Raw genomic sequence first — 12,208 nt, forward strand, 5'->3', positions numbered from 1 at the left:
AATTGATCTTCACAAGGAGGTGAATATCATGAAAGCTGTATTGAAATCGTGGGCGATCATCGTGGTCGCGCTTATCGTTGGTGGCTTGGCAGTGTACCTCTCAGCCAGTTATCTCGATGCCAAGGAACAGTCATTGACTGAGCGGCTGAGGGCACAATTCTCGGCTACGTCCGAGATTCTGGTGGCCTCTCAGGATATCGAAGCTGGCGCGTTCGCTTCGGCGGGCAATCTTGCTGTGGCTAACGCCGATCCGGAATTCCTGCCAGTCGACGTACTGACACCAGCTGACTTCGAGTCGATCAAATCGCTCGAAATCACGTTTGCCATCCCTGCCGGAAAGCCTCTGCTACGCAGCTATCTTGGCGGCGAAATCGCTTACACGTTCTCGGAGCTTATTCCTGTCGGCTATAGACCCGTGACCATCAGGGTCGATGAAAACTCTTCCAATGAGCGCATGATTGAAGTTGGTGACCGGGTGGATCTCCTGAAGGCTCTGGCTGAAGAAGCTAGTGACAGGCTCCACCTGCTGGCGGAGAACATCGAGGTGGTGGCTACAGGCGCCATGCGCAGTGCCTCGAAAGATTCTTCGAAAGGACAGATGGCTGGAGTCGATGATAGACAACAGTACTCGACCATTACAGTTCTTCTAGAGGTTGCCAAGGCTTCGGATGTCATGCTGGCTCAACAGGGCGATGGCGTAATCACGCTGCTGCGAAACCGAGGGGACAACAGCTCCCTGGTCAGTCAGCTCGGTCAGAAAGGCCAGAATCGAACGATTACCGTGTACACGAAAAGCGGTACGGAGTCCGGCTCCCTCACCGGCAAGAACGTTTCTCTGTCGGTGAAATAATCTCGGGGCCCCTGGGCCCTGCGCTCTACTGAAATACAAGCATACTCGGCGGAACGGATTCTGCCGCACACGAATTACGTCATATTAAAGGATGTACTATGACGACTTATTTGCATGGAATTGGTGCAGGTGTTCGAGCGCCTGCAACTTATAAAACGCTTGGGGGGAAAACGGCCAAAGCTGTTGTATTTAGCCTCTTCTCTCTGCTCCTCATGCCAAGCGCACCGTCGACCGCAGCTGACCGCTTTCCGATCCACCGAACTGATGCCGTCAGTCTTCACTTGGGCAAGGTTGAAACGCTGCGGATCAAGGATATCGAGCGCGTGGCTGTCGGCAATGACGAGATCGTCTCCACAAGTCTGTTGGAAAACGATGAACTGCTCATCATTCCACAGAAGGCTGGCGATACAGAAATCGTCATCTGGCAAACCGGCAACAGGAAGCAGTTGGTGCGAGTCCAGGTTCGGGCAGAAAACCCCGAAAAACTCGCGCGTCAGGTTCGCGCTCGGCTTACGCCGTTTACTGAGCTGAAAGTCAGCGTGAGAGAAAGTCTGGTGTTCGTGACCGGCCAGCTCAAAACGGCCAAGGATCTCGAGCGCATTCAAACGCTTCTGGGGAAGGACCTCATACAGCAGGTCGTGTTGCAACTCCATGTTGACAGTGTTGCCGTCGTGCGTTCAGCACTGAGGCATATCGACACGCTCAAAGTCGAAGGGTCTGACGACGGCATTCGGCTGACTGGTTCGTACGGGCCTGAATTCAAGAACACGATCGAGACAGTCCTCCAGCGTTACCCGCAGGTGATCAACCTGGCACAGATTGACCTGGCAAAAATGAAGTCGATGATCCTCATCGATGTGAAGATTCTGGAACTCAGGAAGCGCAACCTTGAGCAGCTCGGTGTTCGCTGGGACAGCTCCATTGCTGGGCCTTCCGCAGCTATGGCGGCGACAGGTACGGTCAATCCCTTTTTTCGATCCGCAGTAGACTTTAATGGCGCCGCTCAAATAGCTGAAGCTATACCAGTGAACGACACCAACTTCCACAGCTCAGTGGGGCTATTGAGCAATATCGGCTCCAGGATTGAACTGATGGAAGAAGCGGGTGAAGCTCGAATGCTCGCCAGACCGATGCTCAGCGCCAGAGACGGCGCCGTGGCGACATTCCATTCTGGCGGTGAACTCCCCTATCCCGTTGTGGATCAGAATACTGGCAATATCGCAGTGAGTTTTCGTAGCTACGGCGTCAAGCTCAATGTGCTGCCGCAGCTGAGCTACGAAGGCAAGATCATGGTGGAGGTCGACGCTGAAGTGAGCTCGATCGACAGTTCGATCAATATCAACGGTGTACCTGGACTCATTTCAAAATCGGTGTCGTCCACCATCAATGCGAAAGACGGTGAAACCATTGTCATGTCTGGCCTGTTGGCTAATACAGAAGCTGAAAGTGTCAGCAAAGTCCCGCTCCTCGGCGATCTGCCGCTGATCGGCGCGCTATTCAGAACAACAAACACCGAAAACGAAGGTCGGGAGCTGGCAATATTTCTGACGCCAAGAATCAAGTTCCTCGATAGTTCGGGCGATGTCCTGAATCCCGAAGCGCCGATCACTGATTTGGAGCGTCTTGGCGGGCATGTCAATGAACAGACCTCCGGTATGGATTGGCTCTCCGAGAGGATTCAGGACTAATGCTGACCATCATAGTCCGCGACCGCAATGGCGGTTTCATCGAGAGAACCAGCTTGCCGCTCACCCGGTGTACGATTGGAAAAAGTACAACCAGTGCACTAGTGCTCAAAGGCTGGTCGGTGCAGAAGGAGCACTGCGTCATCGATATCAGCACGGGCATCGCTGAGCTTACGCCAATCGATCAGGCCGTAGTACGGGTAAACGGAAGGCGTATAACGGCGTCACAGGCTTTGAATCGTGAGGATGTCGTTCAGATCGCCCAGCACTGCCTGAGCATTGATTGGACAGCAGCGGACGATTCCATCAGGCCTGAATCGAAAATGACAGCTTCTGATGTCGAGCAGTCGGGCGTCAGCGTGCCGGCTGGGACCGCCAAATCGCCGCTGCCATTCGCCGAGACCATAGTGCCGCCAGACAGCCTCAATGGCGAAGAGATGCGGCGTCTTCAGATACAGGCCCATCAGGGGCTGATCCTCTATCTGGAACGCAGACGAATCGATGTCAACACGCTCCCCGAAGCAGATCTCTGGCGTCAGGCGCCCGGCTGGATTGCAGAGGTTATCGAGCAGATGGGTGCACTTTCAGATAGCGTCGATCGTTCAGCACTCGAAAAACGAGTGCTGGATGAAGCACTCGGCCTGGGACCTCTGGAAGTTCTCCTGAAAGACAGCGCCGTCACAGAAATCATGGTGAACGCACATGACCAGATCTTCTTTGAAAAAGCAGGTCGACTGCATCGCTCTTCGGTCGAATTTTCCGACAGGCAGGCGGTTATCTCGGCTATCGAGCGAATTGTCGCACCGCTCGGACGTCGAATCGATGAGTCATCGCCTATGGTCGATGCTCGACTGAAGGATGGTTCGCGAGTAAACGCCGTGATTCCGCCCCTGGCCTTGAAAGGACCCTGCATCACGATCCGAAAATTTCCTGAGCATAATCTGACGGCCGCACAGCTCTGCCAGTTCGGCAGCATGAACCAGGCCATGGCTGATTTCCTCAACCTCATCGTGAAGGAAAAACAGAACGTCGTGATTTCAGGCGGCACTGGCTCCGGCAAGACCACCTTGCTAAATGTGTTGTCGGCCGCCATTCCAGCGAGCGAACGAATTGTAACGGTCGAAGATGCGGCTGAACTCAGGCTGACCCAGCCCAACCTGGTGTCGCTCGAAGCGCGACCTTCTAACCAGGAAGGAAAGGGTGCCGTCAGCATTCGGGACCTGGTCAGGAACTGTCTGCGAATGAGACCTGACCGGATCGTTGTTGGTGAATGCCGCGGCGGTGAGGCGCTCGATATGCTGCAGGCCATGAATACTGGCCATGATGGCTCGCTCACCACCGCTCACGCCAATACACCAAGGGATTGTCTTTCCAGAATGGAGGTGATGGTCATGATGGCGGACATGGGTATGCCGATTCAGGCGATCCGAGAGCAGATCTGCTCAGCCGTCAGCTACATCGTTCAGCAGACCAGATTCCCTTGTGGTAGTCGCAAGATCACATCAATCAGCGAAGTCTGCGGCATCGAACAGGGCGTTGTACAGCTGGCTGAAATTTTCCGCTTTCAGGCGACTGGCTACGATGGTGACGGACGTGTTCAGGGTCACTTTACAGCAACCGGCATCATTCCCGACATCTGTGAGCAGCTGCGACGCAGGGGCATCAACGTCGACATGAGTTGGTTCGATACGAGTGGGGTTGCCGCGTGATGCTGTATCTGATCATTGGACTGTTCTCACTCAGCGCTCTTTTGCTGACATTGGCGATTGGCAACAAAGCCGAGTTGGCGGTTGGTACGCTTCAGAGTTCGACCCGCCATATGGCCGGTCAGGCTGACACCAATGGCGCAATGCTGCGTGCCTTGTGGGCTCAGTCAGTTGTTCGCGCTGCGCTCGGCTTCGTTCTCTGTCTGATGCTCCTGGCAGCCTCGGTGCCGATTCCGCTCTCGGTAGTGGCCGGTATCGCCGTATTCGCTTTCCCGATCGCTCTTCAGGCCCACAACCATATAAAGCGCCTCAAGGCGCTGCAGGAACAACTGCCGGACGTCATTCTTGGAGTCTCGAGTGTTCTCGCCTCTGGCTCGAGTCTGATGACTGCTTTGGAGCTTTGCTGCAAGGAAAGTATGCAGCCTTCGAAGGATGAATTTTCAAGGTTACTGGGCGATTTGAGAATGGGTATCCCACTTGAGCAGGCGATCTGCGATTTCGAGAAAAGGAACGCCTGCGAAGCCGTGACACTGCTGTCCACTGGGATCCTCATCAATAAGGAGGTGGGCGGAAACCTTGGCATCATGCTCGCTAATCTTGCAGAAACACTGCGACGGAAGCGTGAAATGGAGGGCAAGATCAAGGCGCTCACTTCACAAGGTCGAATGCAGGGCTGGGTCATGGCAGGCCTGCCGTTTCTGATTGCCTTTGCCGTCTACCATCTGGAACCAGAGGCAATGTCGAGACTCTGGACTGATCCCTGGGGATGGCTTGTGCTGGCAGTAGCCAGTGTTCTGTTGGCAGTTGGCAGCATGATCATCCGCAAGATCGTGATGATCGACATTTAAAGCACCGGGAACTCATGGATGAATACCTTATGCTGACCAGTAATTTCATTATATGTCTCTATGTCCTCAGCGCCTGCCTGCTGGTCTGGGGTCTCTGGCGACTCGTAGCCTGGATGCGAGCGCAGCATCGAGACTACATGGATCCCCTGCCGCGATTTTTGCGCTTGATCTGGCCACTCGTTGCAGCGCTAGAGCCACTCGCCGACCTGCTCGTTCCACAACGACTGCATCAGCGCCTGGAGCAACAGCTGCTGACATCGGGCATGAGTTTTGTGCTGACCTCCGCCGAATACATCAGTCTTCATGTCGTATCGGCGTTTTTGAGCATGAGTCTTGGGTGGATCTGCCTGAACATCGTGGAATCTGATAGCTCTATAGCGAGCCTTGTGTTGCTGCTACTTGTTGGTCTTGTGCTGCCTCAGCTGAGTGTACGAGACATGCGACTCAAGCGGGAAAAAGCGCTGGTTCGCGCGCTGCCGGTATTTGTCGACTACCTCGTCATGACTCTAGAGGCTGGGCTCAACTTCTCGGGCGCTCTGCAGCAAGCCGTAGCAAAAGGTCCGGATGGTCCGCTGAGGAATGAGTTTGCGCGGGTGCTTCGCGATATCAGAGCGGGCAAAGGCAAGTCGCAGGCCCTGCGGGAACTCGCCTCCCGAAACCAGGTGAAAGAGTTGAATCTGCTGGTGAACGCCATCGTTCAGGCGGAACAGAGTGGGTCGAGTCTCTCGGGCACATTGAGCATCCAGGCAGAACAGCGGCGAAACGAGCGATTTCAGCGTGCCGAGAAGCTCGCGCTTCAGGCCCCTGTGAAACTGGTATTTCCGCTGGTGGCCTTCATCTTTCCCATCACATTCATCCTGCTGGGCTTTCCAATCGTCATGAAGTTTATGTATGAACTCTAGAGCCCTCTGTCTGCGGACTACAGTGATTGAAAATCAGGACGGACGTATCGTCGAGGCCCTGATCGCTGCATCGTTTCTACAGCGTCTGCGCGGGCTTCTTGGCCGAAAACGCCTCGATGTCCGGCAAGGTCTGTTACTGGAAGAATGCAATGCCGTGCACACCATCGGCATGCGCTTTGCCATAGATGTGATTTTCCTGAGCGCAGACTTTCGCATACTGGCGATGCATAGCCATGTCGGGGCCTTCAGGTTCAGGCGTTGCCCCAAGGCTGCCCATACGCTCGAGCTTGCAGCTGGGCAAGCGGCAGGCTTGCAGTGGACTGTGGGCGACGCACTTGCTTTGCGCTGACTAGCGTTTTACGGATTATTGACAACAGATTGACTGTGAAAGGAACTCACACCATGCATTCGAACTTTTTGACCTGGCCATTACTGAAACTCAGTCCGGTGCGATCAAGCCTGAGAATCATCATTCTCTGCATAATCGTCAGCATCATCAGTGCCTGTAGCCACCTGCAGCTGCCCACGCTGGGCAGTGAACAAATTACCAGTAGCGAGCGCGTCAATGAGGCGGACAAACTCTATTACCAGGGTCTGTACAGCGAGGCGAGATCGGCTTACCTCTCAATCACCCGCGACTATCCCGAATTCAGCTACGGATGGTTCAAGCTCGCCAACACTAGCTCGAGAATAGGCCAGCCTGAAGAGGCTGTACTCTATTACAAGCGTGCGATAAGCCTCGACGAAGGTGACCAACGCTATTGGCACAATCTTTCGCTTGCCTATCTGCAACTTGCACGACAAACCGCTCGAACGGCAGTGAGCCGAAATTTGACTGCCGTCAATACCGACCTGCTGCAGTTGATTTCTCAGATCGACGCGGCAGGCGAGCGATGAAAGCGCTTCGTGGCGTCTTGCAATCAAGCCGAGAGCAGCGCGGAGTCACCATGGTTGAAACCCTCTTTGTGCTGCCCGTATTACTGGTGTTCATTTTGGGTATTGTCGAGTTCAGCTATGCCTACCGAGCCAAGTCAGTGCTGAATCACGCAGCTGAAATGGTCGCACGAACAGGCAGCCTGACAAATGCCTGCAAGCCGGCCATGGATCGCCAGATCATCATTTCGATGGCACCTCTCTTCATGGATGCGAATCGATCAGCATGGGAAATCGGACTCAATTCGCTCAGCTCTCATATGCTGGACAGGATCGATATTGCAACGCAACTCGATATTGTCAGCCCGACACCCGACATGTTCAATGCGTTCAAACAGGACCTCATGCTCGGTGCCGGACAGATCGGGGATTGTGGTGACAAGAGTTTGCGACCAATGAAGTTGAACCTGGTCATCCCCAACGACAACCTGCGCTTTCGATCAAGCGCCCCAAAAATGATCGATGGCCGTCGAGTGAGCATTCAGGATGCAAATCTACTGAAGATCAGACTCAGATACTGTCATGAACTTGTAACGCCGGTTCTCGACCACGCAATAGACATGGCTCAACGGCTTATCCCAGATTCGATTTTCGGTGCTGAGCGAAGGGTTTTCCTGACAGCTTGCGCAAATGGCGGGGGTACGATGAGTGATTTGGTGCCCTTCAAGAGACGCTTCGTAGCACTTACCGCGGATGCGATTGTTCATATGCAAACCCCGGTAATGGGTCGATTTCTCGGCCAATAGCACATTAGTTAAACCCATCATCAGTTGAAAAGGAGTTCCTGATGCAAAAGTTCAATGTCAACGTCAGTCGAAGTACTGAGCTTACCAAATGGTCTTCTAGACAAGCACTAACTGGCGCTTCTTGGGCGCGGGCTCTGTTGCTCATGTTTGCGGCCACGAGCAGCACCGTCTACGGAGCAAGCACGAAGTCGCCGTTCTTCGACGAATATTTGGTACCCGAGCACAGGTTGGACATCAGCCTGCCCAAAGCGCTGAGCCTGTCAATTTTCGAACAGTCGAAGCGCATCGCTTCGACGGTAAGCTTTCCAAAGCAGCCGTTTGTCACCACGACAACAAGTGATCCTTCAACAAGTGACCAGATGGCGACCGCGCCAGTCGCGTCTGATGACAATCTTTTCGATAGTTTCACCATCGTTTTCGATGCTGCGGAAGAAAGCGGCTTGCCGGAAATCATGGCTGAAACCGTGTCACAACTGACCATGCGCGGCGCCAGAATGATCGACTCGTGTGCGGGCGCAGAGTGCGGTGACAGTCAGCGCTGGAATGAGCGCTTCAAGTTGTATGGTGCCGGACCGCTCGAACAGCAGGCTTATCAACGGCTGTCTACCTCGGCCCCTTCAAACGTAGCCGAGGAGTTCATCACTGATATTTTTGAAGTCTATGCAACCCGATTGGGGTGTTGTGTTCGGCTCGCTGTAACTCATTACAAACCAAGCATTCATCAATACCACGTGCAGCAGGATGGCAGGCTGGATCCACTCATGTTTCCGCAGCAGAGCTTCGCGGTGTATTTCGATACCGGACAAGCAGAGCTTGACGCTCCGCAGCGCGAGGCACTGTTGCGGAATACGCTGGCTCTGAATGCCTGCACCCGGGATCGCAGAATACTGCTCGAAGGTCATACCGATGTTGCCGGGAGCTCAGAAGATAATATGGCGCTTTCCGAGCGCCGGTTAGCAAACGTTTGGGCAGCCCTGGCGACAGCCGGCCTTCCCCAGGACTGCCTGGTGACTGCAGCCTATGGAGATACTGCGCCCGGGCATTTGCCAGCGGCCCAGCAGCGAAAGGTGGTCGTTCGAATGTTATCGGCCGGCTGGGGTGAATCTCCGATGGTGGCAAACGAAACTGGTGCTTCGCCCGGGACTCTGTCGAAAGAGGATAAGCTTACCGTGAGCACCAAGTAGCCAATTACGAGCTTCTCCTGAGTACAGCCGCACCGGATACTGCAGCATTCTTCGCTGCCGTATCCAATTCTCATGACCTCAGGATCAGCTCGATGACAGCGTCTCCACTTTCTACCCCCCGCTCCAGTCAGTCTCAAGGAAGCCTTCTGGCACTGGCTGAAGTTGAGCTTCATCAGCTTTGGCGGTGCCGCCGGCCACGCAGCTAGCCATCTATATCGGCTGGCTACTGCACCGAACGAAGGACGGCATACTGGATGGGGTCCTGTTCGTGCTGCCGTCCCTGCTACTGCTCTGCCTGCTGGCGTGGGTGAATCTGGTGTCTGGGGACGCGCTAGTAGTGGCTGGCGTTCGCTATGGCATCAAGCCTGCAGTGGTGGCTATAATGCTACAGCCCGTCCACTTTCAAAAATCGCCCCTCGTAGGGATCGAGAGACACGTTGAAATTGCCGTTGGCGTCGGCGCTTTCTGGGGCACCGCTCTGTAGATCACGCAACAGCGTGGCTGGCGTTGCGGTCAGCAGCGCACCGGCAGAGAAGCCCACAGTTCTGGGGGTGTTCGACAGGTTGACCAGATAGGCGACCCTGTCGGTGCCGTCGCTTTTCAACACCGAAAACACCCGTCCGGTAGATGAAGTGGTTTCATCCACAGTCATGGCCGTGGCAGTGCCTCGATAAAGCGCTGGCTCCTGGCTTCTGAGTGTGTTCAGTTCAGCCACGGCGGTCCTCAGGGCCTGCTCTTCCTCATACTGGGGGATACCAAGATCTATATTGACGCCATCGATCCGGGCCTGCGTGCGACTGACAAAATCATCACAGGTCCCAGCGCTCAAGCCGATACCGCCATCGTTGGTGCAATCCACCCGGGTATCAAAGCCATCTAGTTCTGCCCCAATCTCTTCGTTGTAGTACAGACTGCTCGGACCGCTATTGGCAGCGAGCGTCTCGTAGGCAGCGCCGATTCGCTGCCAGTATTCAGGGTCGACAGGCTCGGCAATATTGCCGCGTTGCAGAAGGTCGCCCAGGCGTACGCGCTCGTGATTCGTGATGAACGCGGTGGGTACTGCGAAATCAGGATACTGGAAGCTGCCATTCTCGATGCCGAAGCCAATCCGCAGATTTTCAGCCGTGGGTATGGTCAACCCAGATTCATCAATGGCAAAGCTCTGTACCAGCGCATTTCGCAGCGGAATATCGAAGGCCGAACACAAGCCGGGCTGATCGATATCGCCATAGAGCGCAGCACTCAGTGATTCACGATTGGCCTCATAGACGTCGCCGACGACGAAACCGAGTGGATTGCTCTGCGTACCGGCAAAATCGTAGTCGACACTATCAGAAGCAATTTCGACAGCCTGGCGAATCTCACCCAGTGCGCCGAGGGGTATCTGATCGGCTCTGTCGAGACGCCAGCCATCGATACCAAACTCTGTAATCCAGTAGCTGGCGACACTCTGAAAGAAAGCGAGATCCTCCGGGTACACCGCCCTGCGGCTGAACTCACCTTCTGTCGCGCCAGTGGTCGAAACACTCAGACCCTCAGGACTGGGATAGGCCGCCGCATTGTTTTTGAAGTGACCGAAGGCGCCGTCCAGGAAAACATAGAGGCCCCGTGCGTGTGCCTCGTCCACCAGCAGGCGAAGCTGTTCAGGGGTACCGAAGTTTGGATCGACAGTGAAATAGTTGCTGGCGAAATAACCGGTGGCGTCACGACGGTCGACAAAGAAACTTTGCCCAGGCATGGCAATCGATTCAAACACCGGCGAGAGCGAGATGGCATTGACGCCGAGCGATTCAATGTAGTCGAGCGATTCGATGACGCCCTGCAGGTCGCCACGGTGCTCACTGCTGCCAAGGCCTACATTGTAGTTGGCGGTCGTGTCGCGATCCACGAAGGCTTCCAGTACGATCTGGTACATGCGCAGATCCCGGACTGACGCATAACGCTCCACATCGCAGGCATAGGCGCTATAGAGCTCGGCTTCACCGCGATTGCCGATCCCTTCACCTGAACCATCGATGTCTGTGCCGCCGCCGCAGGCCACCAGAGTGACCGCCAACACGACAGCAGCTGCTCGTGATGTCATCGTGGCTGTAGGTCGGACTGCTTGCATGCTGGGCTCCAGAGGCTGACTGCAGGATTCGCCCTGGCAACCAGCGCGATAGCCCAGTCTAACCGATTTTTAAGAAAGGCTCACCCACGCGCTTTGAGGACTGCAAGCGAACCTACTTCTCCAGATCTTTCGGAATCTTGAAGTCGCGTACCTTCCAGGGTTTCTCTCCCCGGCCCTTTCTGAATTCACGTAGCTGGAACACGTAAGCCAGTACCTGGGCAACGGCCAGATAGAGCCCGCTCGGTATCTCCTTCCCGACCTCGGTATGATAGTAGATGGATCGAGCCAGCGGCGGGCTCGAAACAATTTCGATCTTGTGCTTGGCAGCGATTTCACGAATACGGGCCGCCGCAAAATCACCACCCTTGGCCAGAAGTATCGGCGCATTATCACCGTTGCTGTCGTATTTCAGCGCCACCGCGAAATGCGTCGGGTTAGTGATGATAACGTCGGCCTTCGGCACGTCCTGCATCATCCGGCGGCTGGCAGCTTCCATCTGGGCTTCGCGGATACGGCGCTTGACTTCAGGCTTGCCCTCGGTGTCCTTATACTCGTCCTTGACCTCCTGCATGGTCATTTTCAGGTTCTTGTTATTATCGTAGAGCTGAAAAGGGACATCGACAATAGCGATGAGAATGGTAGAGCAGCCCAAGGCGAAGAAGGCCCAGGCCACGATCTCGAGCGCGTCTCTCATGCCCGCAATGGGATCTTCCCTGCCGAGCAAAACGAGTGAGTCGATCGAGTTGCTGATGATCAGCCAGCCAACGGTGCCAATGGTGGCGGACTTCGCCAGGGCCTTGAACAGCTCCATCATCGACTTCATCGAAAACATGCGTTTGATGCCGGCGATGGGATTGATGCGGCTACCTTTGAAGGCCAGGGCTTTGACCGAGAACATCCAGCCGCCGAGCGCGATCGGTCCGGCTATGGCAGCGACCAATAGCACACCTAGCAGCGGCGCAGTGGCGACTGCCGCACGTTCGGCTTGCAGACCCAGCAGGCTGAACATGGCGCTGGTATCGAACAGCATTTCTCGGTCGAGTGTAAAAGATTCGGTGAAAGCCTGAACCATGGTGGTAATAAGAAAGCTGCCAAACATGAGGATGCCTCCGCAGCCAGCGAACAGCACGGCAAAGGTGGCCAATTCGCGGGAACGCGGAAGCTGACCCTCCTCTCGGGCCTTGTCTATCTTCCGTTGGGTGGGTTCCTCGGTTTTTTCCTGACTGCTGTCGTTTTCAGACATG

Annotated in this window: 12 protein-coding genes; 10 read left to right on the plus strand and 2 right to left on the minus strand. The window is 55.1% G+C overall.

The window, feature by feature from the left end; all coding sequences use genetic code 11:
- Nucleotides 1-28: 28 nt before the first annotated feature.
- The 10 genes from cpaB to ABD735_RS14060 all read left to right on the plus strand — a co-directional run bounded on the left by cpaB (nt 29) and on the right by ABD735_RS14060 (nt 9,338).
- On the plus strand, nt 29-850 hold the full coding sequence (gene cpaB / locus ABD735_RS14015; protein WP_344807488.1) for a Flp pilus assembly protein CpaB: 822 nt from the start codon (nt 29-31) through the stop codon (nt 848-850).
- A 98-nt stretch (nt 851-948) separates the two neighbouring features.
- The gene (locus tag ABD735_RS14020; RefSeq protein ID WP_344807490.1) at nt 949-2,538 is read left to right on the plus strand and encodes a type II and III secretion system protein family protein; all 1,590 of its coding nucleotides are present in this window, start codon (nt 949-951) and stop codon (nt 2,536-2,538) included.
- Entirely contained in the window at nt 2,538-4,244 is a 1,707-nt protein-coding gene (locus tag ABD735_RS14025; RefSeq protein ID WP_344807492.1) for a TadA family conjugal transfer-associated ATPase, read from the plus strand. Before ABD735_RS14020 ends, ABD735_RS14025 begins: the two co-directional genes overlap by 1 nt.
- On the plus strand, nt 4,244-5,089 hold the full coding sequence (locus tag ABD735_RS14030; protein WP_344807861.1) for a type II secretion system F family protein: 846 nt from the start codon (nt 4,244-4,246) through the stop codon (nt 5,087-5,089). The genes ABD735_RS14025 and ABD735_RS14030 overlap by 1 nt, the downstream gene beginning before the upstream one ends.
- 14 nt (nt 5,090-5,103) lie before the next feature.
- On the plus strand, nt 5,104-5,991 hold the full coding sequence (locus ABD735_RS14035) for a type II secretion system F family protein (protein WP_344807494.1): 888 nt from the start codon (nt 5,104-5,106) through the stop codon (nt 5,989-5,991).
- Nucleotides 5,981-6,340, plus strand: a complete 360-nt coding sequence (locus ABD735_RS14040; RefSeq protein WP_344807496.1) for a DUF192 domain-containing protein — start codon at nt 5,981-5,983, stop codon at nt 6,338-6,340. Before ABD735_RS14035 ends, ABD735_RS14040 begins: the two co-directional genes overlap by 11 nt.
- 53 nt (nt 6,341-6,393) lie before the next feature.
- Entirely contained in the window at nt 6,394-6,888 is a 495-nt protein-coding gene (locus ABD735_RS14045; protein WP_344807498.1) for a tetratricopeptide repeat protein, read from the plus strand.
- 50 nt (nt 6,889-6,938) lie between these two features.
- Nucleotides 6,939-7,670, plus strand: a complete 732-nt coding sequence (locus ABD735_RS14050) for a TadE/TadG family type IV pilus assembly protein (RefSeq protein WP_344807500.1) — start codon at nt 6,939-6,941, stop codon at nt 7,668-7,670.
- Between the two features lie 41 nt (nt 7,671-7,711).
- Nucleotides 7,712-8,854, plus strand: coding sequence for an OmpA family protein (locus tag ABD735_RS14055; RefSeq protein ID WP_344807501.1), 1,143 nt, complete (start codon nt 7,712-7,714; stop codon nt 8,852-8,854).
- 184 nt (nt 8,855-9,038) lie between these two features.
- Nucleotides 9,039-9,338, plus strand: coding sequence for a chromate transporter (locus tag ABD735_RS14060; protein WP_344807503.1), 300 nt, complete (start codon nt 9,039-9,041; stop codon nt 9,336-9,338).
- Here ABD735_RS14060 and ABD735_RS14065 read toward each other — a convergent pair.
- Both ABD735_RS14065 and flhB read right to left on the minus strand, forming a co-directional pair.
- On the minus strand, nt 9,240-10,964 hold the full coding sequence (locus tag ABD735_RS14065) for an alpha-amylase family glycosyl hydrolase (protein WP_344807504.1): 1,725 nt from the start codon (nt 10,962-10,964) through the stop codon (nt 9,240-9,242). The two genes, ABD735_RS14060 and ABD735_RS14065, sit on opposite strands and share 99 nt — an antisense overlap.
- Nucleotides 10,965-11,076: 112 nt before the next feature.
- The gene (gene flhB / locus ABD735_RS14070) at nt 11,077-12,207 is read right to left on the minus strand and encodes a flagellar biosynthesis protein FlhB (RefSeq protein ID WP_344807506.1); all 1,131 of its coding nucleotides are present in this window, start codon (nt 12,205-12,207) and stop codon (nt 11,077-11,079) included.
- Between the last annotated feature and the right edge of the window lies 1 nt (nt 12,208).

The organism is Allohahella marinimesophila, assembly GCF_039538005.1.
GTDB classification, from domain to species: Bacteria; Pseudomonadota; Gammaproteobacteria; order Pseudomonadales; family Oleiphilaceae; genus Allohahella; species Allohahella marinimesophila.